The organism is Komagataeibacter swingsii (assembly GCF_003207895.1).
Classification (GTDB): domain Bacteria; phylum Pseudomonadota; class Alphaproteobacteria; order Acetobacterales; family Acetobacteraceae; genus Komagataeibacter; species Komagataeibacter swingsii.
The window spans coordinates 40893-62558 of the sequence record NZ_NKUB01000016.1 but is presented as its reverse complement, the minus strand read 5'-3'; the positions used below and the strand labels follow the sequence as shown (position 1 = coordinate 62558).

Genomic DNA, 21666 nt, shown 5'->3' with positions numbered 1-21666 from the left:
TCTTCCAGTCACCCCTCACCACCGCGGGGTGGAGCAGCCCGGTAGCTCGTCAGGCTCATAACCTGAAGGCCGCAGGTTCAAATCCTGCCCCCGCAACCAAATATAAATGTCTGAAAAGACAAAGGAAAAGCCACCCAATCGGGTGGCTTTTTTTGTGCCCAAAATCCTGCGCAGGATGCGTATAGGATGCAGATGGGAGTGAAAGCGCAGCGTAGGTTGCGGCCAGTGCCTGCCGACAGGATATGATGTCCTTGGCCTGAAGATCCTCGCGCAGAAAGGCCAGGGGATGGTCCCGCAGGGTCAGGCCAAGACGGTTATAATCGCGCACCACTTCCGCCCCGTCGCGCATGGGTTGTCCCTGACGCCCGGGCAGAGAGCGGACAACACAGAAGCAGCCCCCCTGCTGGATGAAGTCGACCCTGCAGCCTTTATAGCCGACAAGGCTTATGATGCTGATCCGCTTATCGAAAAGATCGAAGAACGGCAGATCACACCGGTTATCCCTTCGAGGAAAAACCGACACGATCCACGAAAAATCAGCTTCCAGCTCTATAAAAACAGAAACATCATTGAACGCTTCTTCGCCGGGCTGAAGCAGTTCAGGGGCATTGCAACACGCTACGACAAGCTGAAGTCAACATTCCTCGCAGCAGTGCAACTCGTCTCCGCCATCATCGGAATTAACTGACGACATGCCCTAGGCGTTTCCTGAGCGAGCGGTGATTGAAGCACCACTTACATTCAGCCAAGAAGAGATGGAAGTTCTGCTGAGGAATCCCATTGTATCGCCGAAGCCGAACGTGCTTTCCATGCAGATCAGAGCAGACTTGATATCGCAGCCTGATCGCTGAACAAATCTCTCCGGTAACTACGGAACAATTCATTTTACAAGGGGCGATCAATGATTGGTCCGAAACGGCCTTGGCCTTTTTATGGTGCAGAGATGCACGCTGCGGTAACTGAAACGTTCAGGCCTTTATGACCGGCCGTTACCGGAGAAGAAAAACGTCAGATCCCGCACCAGCCTGATCCGGAATTAATCCTGGATCAGGCGAGCGATAGCACCACCGTCAGAATGGCGACAACAGGACGTGACCCAAGTATAGCATACTCAACCCACAAAACTGTCCGAACGGACGGGTCCATTTCTTTCCGCCATGCCACCGGACATAAAAGCCGCCTGACCGATACCCCGGAAACCGGAACGAATCCAGCGTGACACGCGCAACGTGGAGTCTATTCGGACTCCGTTGCCTCAGGTTCAGGAAAGACCCGCCTAGTCGGGACGACTTTCTGTATGAAAGCCCGCAGGAGTTTCAATGCTACTTCCGGTCGGTCACGCGTCGGTCCATGGCCGCAGTTGTCAAAGATCTCAAGTTCGGCAATGCCTGGTCGAAAACAGGCAGCCAGTTCGCAAACCGCTTGAGGTGAGATGACCGGATCCTTGTCACCGCCGAGAACCAGCACCGGCTTCGTGATGGCGGCAAGCGCATGGCGGTAATCAAAAAAGCGACCGTCACCCGCATCAGAGAAAAAGTGGTCAAGTACGTCTGGCTTGAATGGCGACAGTGCGCCGATGGTTGCGGTACTGACAGTGTAGTAGGGAAAACATTCGCGTAGAAAACGGTCACGATACTCCACGCCTGACGCGGTAAAGAAGGAAAGTGCGGTCTCTCGCAGTTCGGGTCCACCCAGCGTGCCAAAGGTTTCTACGATTTCGGGCAGATTGAAACGCGCAGCGGTGGCTGACAGGATAATCGCCGAATAATCATCCGGGTAATCAATCGCAAATTTCTGTGCCACCATCCCGCCGAATGACTGGCCCAGAACGATGGGCTTCTCGAGGCCCAGGGTCTTGATCAATCCATGCAGATCCGCCGCCCACTGTTCCAGCGTCCAGTGCGCGGGTGTCGATACGTCGCTTCGCCCAAGACCACGATGATCATAAAAGATAAGCTGTGCCACATCCTGCAACTGTTCGAAATTCATCCGAAGCGTAAGGTGGTCCCATGCGGGGCCACCATGTACGAAAACGACCGTTGGCACTTCCGATACGCCGCCTTTTGCAATGCGCAGCTTCGTGCCAATGACTTCAAAAAAAAGCTTCTGCTGTCCGACATCTATTAACATGAATGTCTCTATTCCTTGTCAAAGCGTGTTGTTGGAACAAGAAGATCAAAACCAGTCCGGGTTCCGTTTCTCCAAACAGGCAGGCCATGCCAACGTGGCAGGCATCAACAGCACCAGCGCATGCCACCAGAACACCACTGGTTGCATGTAAAACAGGTCAGGGCACCGGACTGCCGTAAGGTCATCCCGAAGCATGCATCACGTTGTTTCTTTAAAGTAATTATAGTTGCTGTTGCAGGGTGTCGTAGTGCCCGCAACACATACAATGGACCGGCAGGAGGCAGCGGCCAGACCTACACAATCCCGATACGGAAGCATGAACGTTACCAACCCGATCTGATATTTACAATAAAAACATATTGTTTTTTGAAACGGCATGTCAAGCGCTGAGATACCCATATCTGGACTGGCTGCCTGGCAGGATGGAATAGGCTGGTTGCGGGATAAGGCGCCATAAGACAATGTGCGGACGCAAACAAGAGGAAGGGATGATGACTCCAGCAACAGTGAAGAGAAAGGCAGCCCGCCCCACGCAGGCAGAAAGGACCGCAATCAGTCGGGACAAGGTCATCGTTGCCGCAATCAGGTGCCTGGTATCAGTCGGCTATGCAGCAACCAGCATCACGCTGATCGCCTCCACGGCAAAGATGAGCATAGGACGCGTGCAGCACCAATTTTCGACCAAGGCGGAAATCATGGCCGCCGTGATCGAATCGATTCACGAAACGAACAATGACCATCTTTCGTTACGGAAACTCCATAGCGATGAGCCGCAGGCACGTGTCATCGAATATATCAAACTCATCCAGGAAACATTCGAGCATGACCATGTCCTGGCAGCTTTTGAAATCCGCATGGCAATGAAAGGCGACAGCGAACTGGCCGCTGCCGTCGGGCCGCAGCTCAAGCGTTTTGACGCGAAGTCGTTCCAAGACCTTGAAGAACTGCTGGTTGCAACATCAATGCCGCGTAAAACTGCACATACCTGGATGCGACTGCTGCTTGCGACAACCCGCGGCCTTGCGCTGGAGCGTGTCGCCAGTTACTCGATTACCAACCGTATCAATGCGCGGCAGTCCCTTGAGATGTTCATCAATCTGGTCCTTGAGCGTGGCTGATCAGACCCGAATCGTTGGTACCATGCCTTTTTGCGCCGATTCCCTTCATGGTATGTCGGACATGGAGCCAGCACGCGTAACAGCCTGATATCAGGGCGTCAAAACACCTAATAACGGGTTCTTCATAATCAAGCGCATTGGCATGAAAAGCCCGACTGCCCATGCAAAATAACGGTGTTTGCCCTTTCATCGTGTTTGCGAACAGACCGTTTCGTTGTAATAATGGATTCTGGCGGTATGGACTGCATGCTGCCAGACATGAATTCCTTACAGATAGTATCCTGGAGAGGGTCAAGACTGCATAGTTCACCTGCCCCGATGGCAGCAACGGATCAAAATTGACAAATTGACAAGCAGTACGTACTGCTTGTTAATTATGGGCTGCACCGCGTCGCCTTTCTGCTGACGCCACGAACAAGGCCAAATGCATGATGAACCAAGGCAACCGAAGCGCGGCATTTTCCAAAATATATCTGCTTGTTCTGCTGGTCGGCGTGAACATGATCAATTATTCGGACCGGACGCTCGTGGCTGTGCTGACACAGCCAATGAAAATGGACCTGCACCTGACCGATACCCAATTGGGAGCCATGTCCGGCGTTGCCTTTGCCGCAATGTTCAGTCTTGCGGGGTTGGTACTGGCACAATGGGCTGATCGGTTCAGCCAGAAATGGGTGCTGTGCGGCGCGATCGGGATATGGAGCGCAATGTGCATGCTGACGGCAAATGCACGCAGTTTCGCGCAGCTTTTCGCTATCCGCCTTGGCCTGGGGGTTGGCGAGTCTGCTGCTGCCCCCACATCTTATGCGCTGATCCATACAACCTTCTCGCCGCGCTGGCGCCCACTTGCATACGGGCTGTTCCTGACTGGTGGAACGCTAGGGATTGCCTTTGGTGTCAGCATAGGAGCCCGGCTTGGCGAGTTGCTGGGCTGGCGTCAGGCAATGGCGATCCTGGCAGCGCCAGGATTTCTGATCGCACTCCTCATTGCTACAACAGTACGGGATTCATCGAACGACATGGCCCGGAACCATTCTTCCAGAATCTCTACATGGGCAACCTTCCGCACGATCGGCCGCAGCCCCATTCTTGTCGCGCTGGTCGGGGCGCAATCCGTGACCGGCATCGCCTATGCCGGTTTCGCACAATGGACTCCAGCTTTTTATATGCGCACGCACGGCATGACATTACACGAACTGAGCGTGTCCTATGCCATGTCATCAACGGCGGGTGCGCTCATCGGCCTGATAGTGGGCGGACCACTTGTGGGGCATCTGCAGACGCGCCGGGAAAGCGCGGCGCTTATGTTGTGCGGCGGTCTCAACATTCTTTCAGCCTGCGCCAGTATGGCAGCGTTTTTAGTAGCGGACCGGAACCTGTCGCTGGCCATGTTCGCCCTGTTTGGTGCAACGACCGGATCGACCTATGCGCCGACCGTGGCAACCTTCCAGCAATACGCGCCACCGCATGCTCGTGCGGTTTCAGCGGCCATCATGATGCTGTTCGTCATCAATATGGGACAGGGGGGCGGCCCGTTCCTGATTGGTGCATTAAGCGATTATCTTACCCAGCGGAATGTATCGAACGCGCTGGGATATGCGTCGCTCATCGGCTCGGCCGCCCTATTCCTGTCGTGCACTTTTTACGCCTTTGCCGCATCTTGCATTCGGGCAAAGCGGTCTGGCGACTGTAATTCAATACCATATCCAATAATTGACCCAGTCCGTATGGCACAAACAGATAAGAATACATTCCAACAACGTTCATAGTGTCTGTGATGAAAGGTCGGGATGGGATTCAGACATGGCATGAAATACCTGATGAACCGTTCATAATCTAAACCAGGTAGACCGATCCTTTATAAATCGCTGACGCAGGAAATCCAGAAGTACGCGTGTTCTTCGGGCCTGATTGGTTTCTTCATGCGAGACCAGCCAGAGTATGAGATGACATCCTGTCTCGATGTTTAACGGAATCAGATCAGGCGCTGCGGTAAAATAAAAATTAGGAAGTAATGCAATCCCTGCTCCAGCCCGCACAAGGGAAAGATATGTGGAAGCTGAATCCGTCTTGAATAAGACCGTATTCGAGACGATGACCGTTTGGTTCCACCAGGCAAGCTCTTTGCTTTTCTCATATGCTGTATAGTGAATAAAACGATGTTGCTTGAATGCTTCGACAGTTTCAGGCAGGCCAAAGCGTTTTTTGTAAGCTTCACTGATGAAAAGGGAGAGGCCCAACCGGGCAACTTTCGCAACAACCAGGCGCGGATCTACAGGCCTGTCTATTACAACAGATACATCTACATCACGATAAAGCAGGTTGAGTCCCTGGCGATCCACGACCATATCGACAGAGATACTTGGAAAATTATCAGAAAAATCAACAAGAACCGATGCTAACCACAGATAACTTACGCCTTCTGTTACAGAAATGCGCACATTGCCTGACAGTGAGTGGTCGAGACCTAGCAGCGCCTTCTCTATATCTTCTGCTGCCACTTCCATGGCTTTGGACTTTTCGACCAGTATTGTTCCTGCTGGTGTAAGCCGCATACCAGTAGCATGACGGTCAAATATCTTGAATCCGAGTTCGGATTCAAGTCTCTGGATCCTGCGCCCCACAGTAGACTGATTTGCCCCCAACAGATCAGCCGCCGTCTGGAAGCTACCACTTTTTGCGACTGCTATAACATACTGGATATCATTCCAATTCATCGAAGGTCCTTAGGCAGCCTGTTCTTTGGGTCAAAGTCCATATTCATCTTCATTAAAGCCTTTTTATGCATCGTTGCATATCTTTCTTGCATGAATGCATTCATTTTCTCTCCACAGTGTTTTCTATCTGGATTATAGTTTCGATAGTGAAATTAATGGCATGCCCATCCATGATATAGCTGTGCACCATACGCCAGCTTCTGTTGAATGATCCTTTCCGTGGAGAATAAAATGGCGTCTGGTTTGAGCAAGGTTTATTTGCGAACATCTTCATTTCTGTGTCCGCCATTACCCATAATGGCTGCAATCTGCTTTGTAAGTCTGGCCAGTATCGGATACTGGTCTTCCGCTTTCGCTGCCAGTTTGGATCGTAAAAGTAACGAAACCAAGGTAATGCGAGCCAAATCAAAGCCTGCCGGACTGCATGTGATAACGCCACGTGAGCATGGCGCCAAACAGCAGGCAACCATGCCCCATCCGACAGCAGAAAAGATCGTTGTTCGTACGAACCAATCACGCAAACCCTTACGGGATATACCAGCTTCGGTTTCGGTGCTGAGCGGGGAGATGTTGGACAAGCAACCCCTTGGTGGTGTTTCGGAAGCATTAAGCCGCGTTGCAGGTGTCGCCATCACAAGTACTGGCCACGGGGGCGGAACCCAGGTGGCCATTCGCGGCGTATCGGCAAATGGTGCGCTTCTGGCTGGTGCAAGCCCTATTGCATACTATCTGGATTCCGTGCCGTTCGGACTGGTCAAATCCGCGATTGTGCCTGATATGGACGCCTATGACATGGATAGGGTCGAGGTGCATCGTGGCCCGCAGGGAACACTTTATGGCGCGAATGAACTGAATGGCGTAGCCAGAGTGCTGACGCATGATGCTGATTTATCTCATTATTCCTTCAAGGCCCGTTCACACGTTTCCGGAACGGAGGGTGGCGGACTGGGGTTTGGCGGTGATTTGGCGGGAAACATACCAATCATCAAGGACAAACTGGCACTTCGGGTCGTGCTTGGCGACGACCATATACCGGGCTGGATTGATCAACCGCTTTTAGGGAAAAAGAACGCGAATGAAGGGACATCGCGTTCAGCTCGCGTCAAACTGAATGCCAGGCCTACCGAACACCTGAAGATTGGTGCTTCAGTCTGGTTGTCTGGAATCAAGAACGGATCAACTTCATACGCTGATAACAATAACCAGCAGACCACGCCTATAGCCCTCCCTACCTACACGGATTTTGAGGCCTATAGTGGTTCAATCGGGTACGATTTTTCCCGTTTTACAATCAACAGTACGACAAGTTACCTGCATTACATGAATCATGGCTATGTGGACTACCATACCATTACCCCGGGAGATGATCTTCTGACTGCGCAAAGTTCCAAGATATTTACTGAAGAATTATCAGCGGCATCGCGTGGTCCAAGCGACTGGCAATGGTCTGCCGGCGCATTCTACCGCAATGCAAAAGATGTAATTTACCAGACATTGCAGGTACTCCCTGCGCCGATTAATTTTGGGGATATATCACAGTCAGAGGCTGTCTATGGCGAGGTGACGCGCTTCCTTCTCGATCGCCGCCTGGAACTTTCTGGCGGTTGGAGATTCTTCCGCGATGAAGTTACGCAGCAGGAGCGATCACCGTCTTCCGGCAACCCACACCAGCCACTTGCACATCGAACCCAGCTATTTCAGGCAGCTACGCCGCGAGCATCAATACTTTACCATATCAACCATTCTTTAAATACTTATTTTTCGTATTCACAAGGTTTCAGAAGTGGATTCAACCAGAATCCGCTTATAATGACCGAAGATCCAGCATTGCCAGCCGTAAAAGGGGATACGCTTAGCAATTATGAAGTCGGGTTGAAAGGCAGCGCCTGGCGCGGCCTGCTCGACTTTGACCTTGCCGGCTATTATATCGACTGGCGGGATGTCCAGCAGAATGTTGACGTGCCGTTCCATGGCGCCTACCTGGCAGCCACCGTAAATGGCGGACGCGCAAGTGGTTTTGGGGTTGATGCTAGTGCTACAGTCCACTTGACCGACAATTTTTTAATTGGTGGAACATTTAGCTGGAATGATCTGCAACTGGATAATTCAGTAATGTCTAGCGGGGTTGTTCTTACCCCCAAGGGATCTCGTCTCAATTATTCTGCGCAAACGACCGCCAGTGCATATGTAAACTATACCTTCCCGGTAACCAATCGGGGTGATACGCTTGTCTTGTCCGCATCCATGAACTATAGGTCAAAAGAGATTGCACGGGCAATTGTTTCCAGATCATCCATGGTATATGCAAGCAATTCTCCACTAACATCCCGGGCGAGCATTGCCTATCACTCGCGACAGAAATGGTCCGTCACCATATTTGGTGAAAACCTCAACAACTGGAATGGTCTTGGGCAACCGCCAGATGTTTACTATGATTATATCCGTATCCGTCCCCGTACAATCGGCATGCAGGTCGATGTCGGACTATAAACCAATATTGACTGTGGGGCATTCAAACTTCATTTGCAAATATTGCAAATGAAGTTTCGTGAACGCGTTACGACATTCTGGTCTTTCTATTCGCCATTCAGGTGTTCTGGCACTGCCATCATAGTGCCTCCGTTTGAAAACATTGATAATCGTAACGCAGGACCGTAGTCATATGTATTCTTGGATAAAATCCAAAATTGATGCAGAAACACAAAAACAAACAAAGTAATAGTTAATGTAATAAATTCTGCCAGATGTGGATATTTTTGGCTGTACAAAACATCCCTTAATGATTGCAGAATTATTCATATTTACAAATAAAAATGGTGTCATTTCCCCTTTTTTGAAAAAGGCTATGTCATAATGAAACCGACTGCCCCACTGCCTTCCGATATGATGGAGGCGACTATCTGTATCCTGCGTGACCTTATCGCATTCGATACGACATCCCGAAATTCCAACCTGGCCCTCGTCTCTTATATTGAGAAACTGGCTTCTGAGCACTCGCTTTTTGTTGAGCGTATTCCGGATGCAAGCGGAAAAAAAGCTAACGTAATTGTGAGGGTTGGACCATCAGCGCCGGGAGGTATTATTTTATCAGGACATACTGATGTCGTTCCTGTCGATGGGCAGGCATGGACCAGCGACCCATTTGTGTTAATTGAAAGGGAAGGCCGTCTTTATGGTCGAGGTACCAGCGATATGAAGTCGTTCGCTGCCTGTGCTTTGGCTTCCATTATCCATGTCAAGCCTGACAGTCTGAAACGGCCTGTTTACCTGGCCCTTTCATATGACGAGGAAATCGGCTGCCTAGGCGCTCCCGATATGATTGATCATATCGTCATGAAACATCCCGGCATTGATGCAGTAATCGTGGGTGAGCCCAGCGGGATGAAAGTAGTCAGTTCCCACAAGGGTATCATCAGTTACAAAGTCGTTGTAACGGGGCGGGAAGGGCATTCAAGCCTTCCGCATAAGGGCCTTTCGGCCAATGAGGTTGCGATAAGGCTGATGAATCATCTTGTAGAACTGGCCGATCAGCTTCAAGCCAATGCTGATCCCCATTCACCCTATGAACCTGGTCAGGCCACCCTTACGATCGGATTGATTTCCGGAGGTACAGCGTTCAATATTCTTGCACAAAATTGTGAATTTTCCTTTGACCTGCGCTGCCGGCCTGAAGACGATGCCGAAGCAATCCTGGCGCCTTTCCTTGAAGAAATTTGCCACATTGATACTCTTTGTCGGTCCGCGTTTCCCGAATGTGGGGTTTCAATTACAAAACTGGTTGATATTCCATCTTATGGCGGAGAAAACAATTCATCAGCCATTGACTTATGCGCGCATTTTCTAGGTACCAACACGAAGGATAAGGTTGTTCCCTATAGTTCGGAAGGTGGCCAGTTCCAGAGTCGGGGACTCTCAACCGTTATTTGTGGGCCAGGCATGATCGAACAGGCACATCAGGCTGATGAATTTATTGAAAAGTCACAATTGCAGCTTTGCCTTTCATTCATGAGTAAGATTCTTGAATATCAAGTCCAGCCATACGAATGATATTTTATGGTTTATAATATAAAAATTTCACGATTGATTAAACGTTTGGTCAACCACATTTCTTTATAAATTCAGTCCGTGCTGATCATATGGTTATCAATGGAAGGGACATAACAACCTGCTCCAGCGATTAAAGGACCATTCACAAATTGCTACATTACTGGAGGGTATTATGCAATTTGGGCAAGTATAGCGGCGTTTCTGAACATGAAGCATGTGAACGCGATGACATGGAGATTTGCGAGTGTTGAAGCGTAACGCCCGTAATCCTTGGCGAGCCTGCGGCAACATGTGGCTCATGCGAAAGAGCATTCGCCAACCCATCGGCGCGGCAGCAGGACGAAGCCACGTCTGGCCTCGGGCAACCCTGACGATTTCAAGGGCGGCCCCTGTGCCCGTGCTGCCTCGGCCGGCTTTCCGCCTGTATAACCCTGGTCGACATAAGCCAGTGCAACGCTCTTTTGTTCGTTGCATCCTGAATGGTGATGGCAACGGGATGGGTAGTATATTGGGTGTCGGAATGAGGATCTGAGATCGACTGCTGATGATTTCTGCATCGCTTCGGTCCGGAAAACAGCAGTACGTGCGGCTGGATCGCTGTTACCGTGGTTAGGCTTTGGTGCGACGATCATGCCGTTGGCTGAAATTCCACGATTTTCTGGAATTCAGCAAGGATCATGGGATGATATTGGGCAAGATGGCGGACAACCCGTACGTTATCCAACAAGGCGCGCACATAACCGATGGCCAGTGTCAGGACAAGATGATCCCGACCATAATCCCTTTCGATAATCCTGAACTCCCGATCAAGCGTGGCCGATTCACGTTCCATCGTGGTGATCTGGTCTTCAGTCAGGCCGCGGGCAGGCCTGCGGCGTGGTGCCACCAGAAAATCCTCCCGCGTTGCGGTCACGATCGATTTTGCGTAGGAAACACTGTATTTGTTCATGGAATTCATGGCCATGGCCGCCTCGATCTGTCGAACCGGTTTCAACCGCTTCAATTCCGCGAATGTGGCGATCGGGACATGCCGATCCTTGAGCAGGTCAATCGCCTCGGGACAGATCCCTTCGGTAAGCGTCCGTTTGTGTCGGATGTTGTCGATATTGACGTTGAGGGCGCGGGCCAGTCGTTCTTCTGATACGCCTTTCCTGACCGCATTCAGAATCATCCTGTGTTCCTGAATTGTTGCAAGGCGGCTGATCCGCCTGTTGTACGTGAAGCCTTCATCATCAAGGGCTACCAGGCACACCACCTCGTGTTCGCCTTGCGCCTTGAGGATGTCAATGCGCAGATAACCATCGAGCAGATGGTAGTGGTTGGGATTTCTGCCATCGCGCGCCACGACCGGAGGCTCGATCAGGCCAACCTCGGTGATCGAAGCCGCGATCTGCCCATATTTTATGGTCCTGCGAATGGCCGGGGGCACGTCGCGCAACAGGCCGATCTCGGCGATCGGGATGCGAATGCTGGCCTGCTCGAAGGCCATGCGAACCGTGGATCGCGCGGCGGTCATGGCATGCGCGCCCCTGTATTGCCAAGACGATCACGAAGTTCTTCTGGCATATCGTGCAGTTTCTCGCTTTCAAGGATTTCCGTCATGGCGCGGTCGGTAAACAATTTGCCCAAGGCTTCGGTTATGAAGGTCAGGCGATTTCTGGCGACTTCGGCGCGGCGTACCAGAAGCCGTTTGCGATCGGTTTCCTCCTGATAGGCGTTCAGAAGGGATGCGGACGATATCGTCCCGCCATCCGTCCGCCTGCGCACATGCTTGCCCCGTCGCTTGCGCTGTTCGACAAGACGCTTGGCCGCCAGCAGTTTACGCCCGCGCAGCAGGTTGTTTTCGTAGGCATGCTGCAGGGCGAGCTGGATGCCGGGTTCGTCGGCATCCGCAATTTCGATCGCCACCGAAATCGGCATCTGTCCGGTTTCAACAGACTGTAGCAGGCGCTGCTCACCTTTTTCCAGCAGACGCAGCACACAGCCGACGAACTCGCCTGAAAGCCCAGTCTGTCGGGCAATGTCTGCTACCGTATGGCCACGTTGCCTCATGCCGCCGATGTTCTGCAGCAGGTCCAGTGAGCGATGATGCCGACGCGCGCAATTTTCGACCAGGCTGGCGACAAGGCAATCCTCCATGTCGGCATTGACGACCAGTGCCGGTATTTCCGTCTCACCAAGTTCAAGGAATGCCTCGAGCCGACCCTGTCCACATACAAGATCATAAAAGGGGCCGTCAGCCCCGGCCCTGCGGGTAACGGTAATCGGTCGCTTGAGGCCGATCCTTGCGATACTGTCAACAATCTCCCTGAACATCCGGGGATTGCGAATGCGGGGATTGAGGACGGTAATCCGTTCCACCGGCACCATCTCCACACGCTGGGCGGGACGGGCGGACATCAGGCGGCCCTTGGCACGGCGGCGCGTGCGGCCATCCGGTAAAAGCGGTCAAGCGTGTCGAAGCGATAGGCATCAAGCGACAGCCCGTTATGTTCACACAGTCGCAGGACGGCCTCCCTTATGTCCAGGCGTGGCAGCAGGTAGAAATCCTTCGTCCGGTCGTTGTGTTCGTCCATGCGCACGGCGATGGTAAGATCGGGGTTGAGCGCCGTGTCGAGGCGCAGCTTCCAGCGCAGCGTTCCGGCCGGGGTAAGGAACGAACGCATGATCGCGACCGAGACGGTGAATTCGGCGTTGACGGTCAGCAGGTCGGTCAACGGGTCGCTGATGACACGCCCACCGGCTGCCCCGATACCGGCGGTGATTCCGGCGATCACGGCTGGATGGAGCGCCCGCAGTTTCCGGTTGATTTCAAGGTAGCGATAATCGCGATCAGGTGAAAAGCCGACCAGCGCGTAGGCGCGCAGCAGGCTGCGGAAACGTGAACGGTAGGCGCCGCTCGACGGGCATCCCTCGGCTTCGTCGATGATGATGGCGGATAGCTGACCATGTCCCTCAAGGATCAGCCTGAGCACGTCGAGCATGGCTTCATCGCTCAGCCTTTCCGAACGGGCATCGATCATGGCACGCGCACGAAGGAAAATATTCCGATCGACAATCGGAGCGAACGCATCGTTGATGCGCACCCATTTTTCGGGATCGTTGCGGATATGCGCGCGCCTGAGCCTGAATGAGGTCCGCGCCCAGACGTTATGGCCGATATATTTCTCGTTGATGAGGATCTGGTGGACCGTGCCCCGTGTCCAGGGACGACCAAGGTCGGTCAGGATGGCGCGGGTGTTCAGGGTCGCGGCGATATCGCGTTCAGATCGCCCATCCTCAACGAACATCCGGTAAATTTCCTGGACAATCGAGATCTCGTCCTCCGGGCCGGGAACCAGGATGACACGATCGGTGGCGATACTCTTATGTTCGCCGCGCCCCAGAGACCCCTTTCTTTCGCCATTCTGGTTGATCAGCATCCGGCGCAGGCCAAAGCCGGGTGCGCCGCCCTGGCGGTAGCCGCGCCGAATCAGGTTGGCCTGGCCCGCAAACACCCTGACCGACAGGTCGTGGCTATGGGCGCCAGCCAGGACCCGCTTGACGGTCTTGACGATGGATGAGCCGATGCTGCCGTCGTTCTCGAACTGATCCGCGCAATAACAGACGTCCACACCGGCGCGGCGGCAGCGCAGTTCGTACATGGCTGCCTCGTCCGGGTCCTGAAAACGGCCCCAGCGGCTGATGTCGTAAACAAAGATGGCGCTGAAGTCCGCGCGACCGCTTTCCACATCATCAATCAGCCTGATGAACGCGTCCCGCCCATCGACGTTAAGGCCGCTTTTGCCTTCATCGGCGTAAGTATGGACAATCTCGTAGCCGCGCCTGCCGGCATAGGCCCGGATCGCCGCCGATTGATTACGGGTCGAGAACTCCTGATGGTCGGTGGACATACGGACATATTCTGCGGCCCGAAGCCGCCGGTCGTTATTTGTCTCACGCTGGTTCCAATCAATAACCATCTGGACTTCCGAACATATGGGGCTGCGGTTTTCTATTGCTGCAACACCCTAAGCCGAATGGAGGGGCAACATGTTACCTAAAGCGGGCAACATTCGCCGAAAACCGCCAGACAGATTCGCGCAAGAGATCGGGATGGCCTTGCGCGGCGAACTGGGATCAAGCCACAGGGCGATCAAAACGGTGATGGGATGGACGGGCGCAAGTGAAAGGAGCGCCAAGAACTGGCTGAACGGCACGCATGGCCCGGGAGGCTGGCACCTTATTTTGCTGGCGCGGCAGTCGGAAGCGGTGATCGCGACGGTTCTGCGGCTGGCGGAGCGCGACCAGTTGGTCCCAGGCGTGCGATTGCGGGGGGTGCAGGCACTGCTGGTACAGGCGGCGACCGAGATTGGTGATGTCCTTGCCACCGACCAGCGGCGCGGCGACATGCTTGATGCGCCACCCTAGGGTTTTCGGGCTGTGGGTCACGCCCGTTTTCAACGTGGGGTCATGCTGGCGCCAGGGAAATGAATGCCCGCCGTTCTGGAAAAAACAGCGGGCATGGCGCCTGCGGTGCGCTGCGGCATCAGGTCAGCGGGTAGGGGCCACATGGGGGCTGAATGATCCTTTGCCGCCTTATGGTCGCCAGTCTGGCAGTCACGCGCGGATAGGCCCATTTGTAAACGCCGGATGCGACGATGACGGCGATGCCCACAAAGGTCCAGCTATCCAGCGGTTCATGGAAGACATAGAAACTGAAGGCCACGGCCCAAAGCATCTGGCTGTATTGCGGCAGGGCGATTGCGCTGGCGGTCGCCCGGGTGGCGGCCATCATCATGAGCAGTTGCCCGAGTGCGGCAAGGAAGCCATAGCCGAACAGGAACATCCATACCGTGGCGCCCTGCGGCCAGCTTGCATGGGCCACCATCAGGGCGCCATTGCCCAGCAGCGGACCGCACAGGCTGGAACTGAACATGGACAGGCGCGGCGTGTTACGGCCCGACATCCGGTAGGCGATGACGCCCACGGCATTCGCGACCGCCGAGATCAGCGCGCACAGATGCCCGAAATGGAGCGCGCGCAGCCCCGGCCGCAGCACGATCAGCACGCCGATAAAGCCCACGATGACCGACAGCCAGCCCAGCGTGGAAACCTTCTCGCGCAGCAGCACGACCGAGAGGATGGTCACGAAAAGCGGCATGAGGAAAATAAGGGAGAACGCCTCCGGCATGGGCAGGAGCATGAAGGCTTCAACACTGGCCGCCGTGGCGGCAAAGGTGGCGGCCGCCCGCACCAGCCACATGACCGGCTGCCGGACCACGAACAGGTCACGGTAGGATTCGTTTTTTCCCCGGATGAAGGGAATGAGCAGCAGGCCGAAGACACCGCCGGAAAACGCCACTTCAAACGGGTCGATCCGGCCCGCCAGCAGCTTGGAATAGGCATCACTGATCGAAAACGAGGCGTATGCCGCAAACGCCAGCATCATGCCCGCCGAAAGGCCGGTATTCTTCATCCGCTCTGCTCACGAAAAAATTATTCAGGCGCAGATATGGACGTTGAAGGGGAAAGACCAGCGCTTGTCGGTAAATCCAGTCATGCGTTTTCTGCGCCGGATTTCATATGACGCGCCCATTTTTTTCAGGTAGCAGATTGCGCCCGAAAATCAGGGCCTGCCCCTGTAACGAGTGGTAAATCGTAAAGAAGTTTTTGATGAAGCTTTTGATCGAAAAAGCTTCGAAAGATGCCGCTTTTGCAAAAGGCAGCACCCAAGAACTTTTCTTCCATGTACCTATGCCGTGGCGTCCAGTTCCAGGATGGTGCGGGCATTGGCTTCGGTCGTGGCCAGCGTGGTGATGGTGCCGGTACGCAGGGCGGCCAGGATGGCGACGATCTTCGTGCTTTCCGATGCAATGGCGATGACATTGGGGATGCGGCGCAACTCATCAAGTGAAAGCCCGATGACACGGCCCTGCATGGGTACGTCGGCCACCTTGCCCGCGATGGTGATGAAGTCATAGCCCATCATGTCGCCAATGGCGCCAGCGAGTTTCGAGGCCGCGATCTCGGCAGGAGAGAACCAGCCCATGCGCACCATGTTGCTGTCTTCATTGACATCGCCAATGCCGATCAGGGCGATATCGGCCCGCCGTGCCCGGTTGAGCGTATGCTGCACCACATCGTTGGCCATGAGCGCGCGGCGCATCTGCGCATCGGCCACAAGGGCGGGGGCGTACAGCGTCTCGCTCTCGCCGCCAAAGCGTGCGGCCAGGCGGCGGCAGATGTGATCGGAACTCATGTGCTCGCCCGCGCGCATCGACCCGCCAATGGCCGAGACAAAGGTAATGGCGCGGGTCACGGGCACGCCGATATGGCTGGCGATGGCGGCGATATTGCGACCCATGCCCACGGCGATGATCATCTCGTCCTGCAGGAGGGAGTCGAGATGCATGGCGACGATGGCCGCCACGCTGTCACGCTGGGCATCCTGGTCGCGCTGGTCCACCGCCGTCAGCAGCCGGGCAATGCCGAAGCGGCGCTGGAATTCCTGCTCCAGCGCCGCCGCCGCCGCCGGGCGGGCGCGCACCCGTATATCGACAATGCCTTCCTCGCGCGCACGCTTGAGCAGTTTGCTTATGGTGGGACGTGACATGGAAAACCGCCTGGACAGCTCTTCCTGTGTCACCTGCTCAAGGTAATAGAGGGCCGCGATTTCCGTTACCTGATCCAGCGTGACTTCCGTGCGCCCATTGGGTTTTGCATCGGACGCGGCCTGCGCGGCATCGCGCGACCCTGACCGCCGCCGCAGGCGTTCGGGCGATGCCGTGCGGGTGGATTTGCGCGGAGTGTCAGACAGGGAGGCGCTCCTCGTAATAGGCGATGCGACTGATCTTTTCGGCGGATGGGCCGCCGGAAAACTGCGATGAGAGGTACGCTTTCACGATCGTTTTGGCAAGTTCGGGACCAATTACCCGCGACCCGAGCGTAATGATCTGGGCGTTGTTGCTTTTCATGGCCCGTTCGGCGGAATAGGTGTCGTGTGTCTGGGCCGCGCGGATGCCATGCACCTTGTTGGCGCTGATGGCGACCCCGATGCCCGTCCCGCACAGAAGGACGCCGCGCTCATGCTTCCCGGCCTTTATGGCCTCGGCCACGGTGACGGCAATGTCGGGGTAGAGCACCGGCGCGGCGTCATGCGTACCGTAATCGGTAATGGTGTGACCTTCCGCCGCGAGGAAATCACGGATTGTTTCCTTCAGGGTGAATGCTGCTTCATCGCAGCCGATGGCGATATCCATGATGTGTATCCTTTTATCCGGTTATCCCGGGAGCGAAGGCTGCCCGGCGGGGTTTATGTTGCTGGGTCCCTGCGTTGTGCGCCGCACAAAAGACAACAATCAGGAACAAAAGATAATTATAATAACCTTTGTAAACCGGATATATCCGCTATTATCACGTTATAGTGATATGAAAACGCCAGAAATATGTGCGTTAAAGGCGTAAGAGCCTATGCAAGAAGCTGTCGTTCTACGATTCCGCGTAAACATGTGTCCCGGTAAAATTACAAACGTTCCGGAAGCTGGACCAAAAACAACAAGGCGGCCCAATGTCGCACGAGGAAAGACGGGAAAGTTCCATGAATACCATCGACATTCACCTGCGCGCCGCGCGTCCGCTGGACCGTATCTTCAATGATCCCGACCAGATCGTCGAAGACGGAATCCGCGGCTACCTGCTGGCGCATCCCGATATCCTGGCGGGCACGGACAACCCGCGTGTCCTGCGCCGGGCGCGTAAAAGTGCTACGCGCAAGGTTGGCGTGATTACCGGCGGCGGTTCCGGCCACGAACCGGCGTTCCTGGGCTATGTAGGCAGGGGCATGCTGGATGCGGTAGCCGTGGGGGAGATCTTTTCCTCCCCCACGGCGGCCAGCTTCCTTGACGCCATGCGCGAGGCGGATAACGGCGCGGGGGTTGCCTGCCTGTTCGGCAACTATGCAGGCGACACCATGAATGTCCGCCTGGCCGTGGATGACGCAACGCGCGAGGGGATTGCCGTGGGCACGGTGGTCGCCAATGACGACGTGGCCTCCGCCCCGAAGGATGACGCGGCCCGCAGGCGGGGTGTCGCAGGCGAAATCCTGATGTGGAAGGCCGCCGGCGCCCGGGCGGAGGAAGGGGCGTCGCTGGAAGAGGTACTGGCGACCGCCCGCAAGGCGATCGACAACACGCGCTCGATCGGCGTTGGCCTTTCGCCATGCACCATTGTCGCCAACGGCCATCCCAATTTCATGATCGAGGCCGGGACGATGGAAGTCGGCATCGGCCATCATGGCGAACCGGGGGTGGAAATCAGCAGGTTGGGGTCATCGCGTGAAATCGCGCGGATGATGTGCGACCATATCCTGCCCGACCTGCCCTTCACGGCAGGGGATGAGGTGACGGTGCTGGTGTCCGGCCTTGGGGCCACGCCGGTCATCGAGCTTTACGTGCTGTTTGCCGATATTGCCGACATCATGCGCGAACGCGGCATCACCATCCGCCACAACTTCGTGGGCAACCTGTTCACCTCCCTGGACATGAAGGGAGTGACGCTGACGGTGATGAAGCTGGATGCGGAACTGGACCGGCTGATGTCCCATCCCGCCCATGCCATCGGTCTGACCCGTGTGGGCGACACGCCCGAAGGCCCGGTCACGGAGGCCCCAACGGCCACGGCGCATGACCTTGCCGCCCACGCGGCAGCGGCGGAGAACGAACGCTACATCCCGACATCGGGGATTGCGCTTGAGAACACGCGCGCGGTCGTGCCCGCGCTGGTCGGCGCCATCGTCGGCGCGCGCGACTGGCTGAGCGAGATTGACGGCAAGATCGGTGATGGCGACCACGGCATCAACATGGCCAAGGGCTTTGCCCGCTGCGGGCAGGCGCTGGGCGATGCGCCACCCACGCTGGAAGGCGGCCTGCGCGCACTTTCAGACGCGCTCATGGCCGGGATTGGTGGTTCGATGGGGCCGCTTTACGGGCGGTTTTTCGAAGGTCTGGCAAAGCCGCTGGCGGGTGTGACCTGTATCGACGCGCATCTGTTCGGCCTGATGCTGGACGGGGCGGAAGCAGGCATCCGCTCGCTGGGCAATGCCGATGTGGGCGACAAGACGCTGATGGACACGCTCGTGCCCGCCGTCAGGGCCTATCACGCGGCGGAAGGGCAGGGGCTGAAAGCAGCACTTGCCGCCATGTCGGTGGCGGCCGAGCAGGGACGCGATTCAACACGTGACCTCGTGGCGCGCATCGGCCGCGCCAGCCGGCTGGGTGAGCGGTCGCGCGGCGTGCTGGATGCGGGGGCCACGTCGTGCTGCCTGATCCTTCAGACCATGGCGGCCAGCCTGTCCGGCATTGCCGAAGCCTGAGCCTTCATACGCATATCCACCCCATGGTCGTTGCCTGCGGCCATGGGGCACCATCTCTGCACCGATAATAACAAGAATAACATCTTATGCGGAAAGTGCGCGCCCCGGCTGCGCCATCCGCGCTGCTGGAGGGTAAGATAATGGCCCAGACAGTCCTGCTCGACCCCGCGCGGGTCGGCGATGAAATCCCGCATGAGGAAAGGCCGCGCACCACCCTGGGCCGGTTTCTTTCGCGCATCGGCATGCCGCCCGCCCTGGCATGGGGGTTTGCCGGGGTCTTGATCTTCATGACCGGCGATGGGGTGGAGAGCGGCTATCTCTCGCCCTATCTCGTCAGCATGGGGTTTACCGAACATGACGTAGCCCTTTTGTTTACCATCTACGGGCTGAGCGCCGCGGTTGCGGCATGGCTGTCCGGCGCGCTGTCCGATTTGTGGGGTGCGCGGCGGGTCATGCTGGCCGGGCTTGCGATATGGGGGCTGCTGCAGGTCGGTTTCCTGCTGGTGGCTCTCCCCGCACGTTCCCTGCCGCTCATGCTGCTGTTCTATGGCATCAGGGGGTTTGGCTATCCGCTGTTTGCGTTTGGCTTCCTTGTCTGGGTGGTGACAACGGTCAATCCGGGCAGGCTGGGGTCCGCCGTGGGGTGGTTCTGGTTCTGCTTTACCGGCGGCATGCCCACGCTGGGGTCCGTATTTGCCGGTTACACCATTCCCTATATCGGACCCATCGCAACGCTGTGGCTGGCACTTGGCCTCGTTATGCTGGGCGGGGCCATAGCACTGGGTGGCATCCGCGAAAAACATGGCAATGTCCATGCCGCCACTGCCGACAAGCATCCGTTGAAAACCCTGTTCGCCTCGCTGTCGATTGCGTGGGAAAAGCCCAAGGTTGGTCTTGGCTGTATTGTCCGCGCCATTGATACCTCGGCCGAATTCGGGTTTTTGGTCTGCCTGCCGCTGTATTTCATGCACGACCTGCATTTCAGCCTGGGGCAGTGGCTGATGGTGTTGCAGGCCATCTTCATCTCCAACGTGATCTGGAACCTTCTGTTCGGCATACTGAGCGACTGGCTGAGCTGGCGCGGCACGGTCATGCTGGGCGGTGGCGTGGGGTCAGCCATCAGCACACTGCTGCTGTACTGGTGCCCGACCCATTTCGGGCCGGGGCACATGCTGCCCACGCTGTTGGCCGGCGCGCTGTATGGCATGACGCTGGCCGCCTACGTGCCGCTTTCAGCCCTGATGCCCTATCTGGCGCCCGATGACAAACCGGCCGCGATGTCGCTGCTCAACCTTGGGGCCGGGGCCAGCGTGTGGATCGGGCCTGCTGTTGTCTACCTTTTTGAACCGCGCTTTGGCATCTTTGGTGTCATGGTCATCTATGCGGGGATTTACCTGCTGAGTGCCGGCCTTGCGTGGTTCCTGACACTGGACCCGGCGTTGCAGGCGGAACTGGACAGTTCCCGGCGTGCCGTGGCTGCAAACAAATAACCAGAAAATAAAAACCTATACGGAAACAATAAAATGAAACCGTTCAGTGAACTCCTCAGCCTTGCGGGCCGGACCGCTGTCGTAACCGGCGGCGCATCGGGCATTGGCCTGGCGATTGCCCAGCGGCTTGCAGGGCAGGGGGCCGTGGTGTGCCTGGTTGACCGGAATGAAAAGGTTGCCGAAATCGCGGCCTCCCTGGGCAGCCAGCATTGCGGCGTGCATACCGATGTGACGGATGAAGCTGCGATCAAGACCGCGTGCAGCACCATCCTGTCCCAGCTTGGGCATGTCGATATTCTGGTCAATAATGCCGGGATTGCCCTGATTGCCTCGGCGGCGGAACTGGAAACATCCGCGTGGGACCTGACGATGGCGATCAACCTGCGCGCGCCCTTCCTGTTTGCCCGCGCGCTTGGCCCGGCCATGTGCGCGAAGGGCTTCGGGCGGATCGTGAACATTGCTTCACAGGCAGCGCTTGTGGCTTTGGACAAGCATGCCGCCTATAGCGCGAGCAAGGCGGGCATCCTTGGCCTGACCAAGGTGCTGGCGTTTGAATGGGGGCCATCGGGGGTAACGGTCAACGCGATCTCGCCCACCGTGGTCGAGACGGAACTGGGCAAGCAGGTCTGGTCCGGGCCGGTGGGCGACGCCTTCCGTGCGCAGGTGCCAACCGGCCGCTTTGCCCAGCCTGACGAGATCGCCTGCGCCGTCGCCTATCTGGTCAGCAATGCCGCCGCCATGGTGAATGGTGAGAACCTGGTAGTAGATGGCGGCTATACCATTCGCTGACCAATAAAAGAAAGTTTTTGGTG

17 protein-coding genes, 1 tRNA gene and 3 pseudogenes are annotated in these 21666 nt (G+C 56.0%); 10 read left to right on the top strand and 11 right to left on the bottom strand.

All coding sequences use genetic code 11. The features are described 5' to 3' along the window. Nucleotides 1–22: 22 nt before the first annotated feature. Nucleotides 23–99 (top strand) — tRNA-Met (locus tag CFR76_RS12190). A 118-nt stretch (nucleotides 100–217) separates the two neighbouring features. Here the strand turns inward: CFR76_RS12190 and CFR76_RS18875 are convergent. After that, a pseudogene (locus CFR76_RS18875) lies at nucleotides 218–355 on the bottom strand (OB-fold nucleic acid binding domain-containing protein); the annotation flags it as partial. Here CFR76_RS18875 and CFR76_RS12185 point away from each other — a divergent pair. After that, a pseudogene (locus CFR76_RS12185) lies at nucleotides 338–688 on the top strand (IS5 family transposase); the annotation flags it as partial. The pseudogenes CFR76_RS18875 and CFR76_RS12185 overlap by 18 nt on opposite strands. A 548-nt stretch (nucleotides 689–1236) precedes the next feature. Here CFR76_RS12185 and CFR76_RS12180 read toward each other — a convergent pair. Continuing rightward, nucleotides 1237–2130, bottom strand: a complete 894-nt coding sequence (locus tag CFR76_RS12180; protein WP_110557276.1) for an alpha/beta fold hydrolase — start codon at nucleotides 2128–2130, stop codon at nucleotides 1237–1239. A 488-nt stretch (nucleotides 2131–2618) separates the two neighbouring features. Between CFR76_RS12180 and CFR76_RS12175 the strand changes: the two genes are divergently transcribed. Further along, the gene (locus tag CFR76_RS12175; RefSeq protein ID WP_167402125.1) at nucleotides 2619–3248 is read left to right on the top strand and encodes a TetR/AcrR family transcriptional regulator; all 630 of its coding nucleotides are present in this window, start codon (nucleotides 2619–2621) and stop codon (nucleotides 3246–3248) included. Between the two features lie 428 nt (nucleotides 3249–3676). Next, nucleotides 3677–5017, top strand: a complete 1341-nt coding sequence (locus CFR76_RS12170; RefSeq protein ID WP_110557274.1) for an MFS transporter — start codon at nucleotides 3677–3679, stop codon at nucleotides 5015–5017. 60 nt (nucleotides 5018–5077) lie between these two features. On the opposite strand, the gene CFR76_RS12165 is transcribed toward CFR76_RS12170, so the two are convergent. Further along, on the bottom strand, nucleotides 5078–5965 hold the full coding sequence (locus CFR76_RS12165; RefSeq protein WP_110557273.1) for a LysR family transcriptional regulator: 888 nt from the start codon (nucleotides 5963–5965) through the stop codon (nucleotides 5078–5080). A 207-nt stretch (nucleotides 5966–6172) separates the two neighbouring features. Between CFR76_RS12165 and CFR76_RS12160 the strand changes: the two genes are divergently transcribed. Further along, a complete protein-coding gene (locus CFR76_RS12160; RefSeq protein WP_110557272.1) occupies nucleotides 6173–8455 on the top strand; it encodes a TonB-dependent receptor in 2283 nt (760 codons plus the stop codon). A gap of 363 nt (nucleotides 8456–8818) precedes the next feature. Beyond that, entirely contained in the window at nucleotides 8819–10012 is a 1194-nt protein-coding gene (gene argE, locus CFR76_RS12155) for an acetylornithine deacetylase (RefSeq protein ID WP_110557271.1), read from the top strand. Nucleotides 10013–10182: 170 nt separating this feature from the next. On the opposite strand, the pseudogene CFR76_RS18455 reads toward argE, so the two are convergent. From CFR76_RS18455 to CFR76_RS12135, 4 genes and pseudogenes are all read right to left on the bottom strand, one after another. Then, nucleotides 10183–10470: pseudogene (locus tag CFR76_RS18455) on the bottom strand (transposase); the annotation flags it as partial. A gap of 170 nt (nucleotides 10471–10640) precedes the next feature. Continuing rightward, nucleotides 10641–11528, bottom strand: a complete 888-nt coding sequence (locus tag CFR76_RS12145; RefSeq protein ID WP_110557270.1) for a plasmid partitioning protein RepB C-terminal domain-containing protein — start codon at nucleotides 11526–11528, stop codon at nucleotides 10641–10643. After that, nucleotides 11525–12412 carry a plasmid partitioning protein RepB C-terminal domain-containing protein gene (locus CFR76_RS12140; protein WP_110557269.1) on the bottom strand — a complete coding sequence of 296 codons (888 nt, stop codon included), beginning with the start codon at nucleotides 12410–12412 and terminating at the stop codon, nucleotides 11525–11527. The genes CFR76_RS12145 and CFR76_RS12140 overlap by 4 nt, the downstream gene beginning before the upstream one ends. Beyond that, nucleotides 12412–13974 (bottom strand): recombinase family protein, encoded by a 1563-nt coding sequence (locus tag CFR76_RS12135; RefSeq protein ID WP_110557268.1) that lies wholly within the window; start codon nucleotides 13972–13974, stop codon nucleotides 12412–12414. The genes CFR76_RS12140 and CFR76_RS12135 overlap by 1 nt, the downstream gene beginning before the upstream one ends. Before the next feature lie 70 nt (nucleotides 13975–14044). Between CFR76_RS12135 and CFR76_RS12130 the strand changes: the two genes are divergently transcribed. Then, nucleotides 14045–14422 carry a hypothetical protein gene (locus CFR76_RS12130; RefSeq protein ID WP_208623990.1) on the top strand — a complete coding sequence of 126 codons (378 nt, stop codon included), beginning with the start codon at nucleotides 14045–14047 and terminating at the stop codon, nucleotides 14420–14422. A gap of 118 nt (nucleotides 14423–14540) precedes the next feature. Here CFR76_RS12130 and CFR76_RS12125 read toward each other — a convergent pair whose 3' ends face one another. The 4 genes from CFR76_RS12125 to rpiB all read right to left on the bottom strand — a co-directional run bounded on the left by CFR76_RS12125 (nucleotide 14541) and on the right by rpiB (nucleotide 17256). Beyond that, nucleotides 14541–15470, bottom strand: coding sequence for a DMT family transporter (locus tag CFR76_RS12125; RefSeq protein ID WP_110557267.1), 930 nt, complete (start codon nucleotides 15468–15470; stop codon nucleotides 14541–14543). Between the two features lie 125 nt (nucleotides 15471–15595). Next, nucleotides 15596–15742 (bottom strand): hypothetical protein, encoded by a 147-nt coding sequence (locus CFR76_RS18095; RefSeq protein ID WP_167402124.1) that lies wholly within the window; start codon nucleotides 15740–15742, stop codon nucleotides 15596–15598. A 4-nt stretch (nucleotides 15743–15746) separates the two neighbouring features. Then, nucleotides 15747–16607: a sugar-binding transcriptional regulator gene (locus CFR76_RS12120; RefSeq protein ID WP_408884369.1), complete on the bottom strand. Its 861-nt coding sequence runs from the start codon at nucleotides 16605–16607 to the stop codon at nucleotides 15747–15749. Nucleotides 16608–16803: 196 nt separating this feature from the next. Then, nucleotides 16804–17256, bottom strand: a complete 453-nt coding sequence (gene rpiB, locus CFR76_RS12115) for a ribose 5-phosphate isomerase B (protein WP_110557265.1) — start codon at nucleotides 17254–17256, stop codon at nucleotides 16804–16806. 335 nt (nucleotides 17257–17591) lie between these two features. Between rpiB and dhaL the strand changes: the two genes are divergently transcribed. From dhaL to CFR76_RS12100, 3 genes are all read left to right on the top strand, one after another. Continuing rightward, nucleotides 17592–19364, top strand: a complete 1773-nt coding sequence (gene dhaL, locus CFR76_RS12110; RefSeq protein ID WP_244191918.1) for a dihydroxyacetone kinase subunit DhaL — start codon at nucleotides 17592–17594, stop codon at nucleotides 19362–19364. A gap of 140 nt (nucleotides 19365–19504) precedes the next feature. After that, complete coding sequence (locus CFR76_RS12105) at nucleotides 19505–20854, top strand: MFS transporter (RefSeq protein ID WP_208623989.1); 1350 nt, start codon at nucleotides 19505–19507, stop codon at nucleotides 20852–20854. Between the two features lie 33 nt (nucleotides 20855–20887). Then, nucleotides 20888–21643, top strand: coding sequence for a GolD/DthD family dehydrogenase (locus tag CFR76_RS12100; protein WP_110557263.1), 756 nt, complete (start codon nucleotides 20888–20890; stop codon nucleotides 21641–21643). Nucleotides 21644–21666 lie beyond the last annotated feature (23 nt).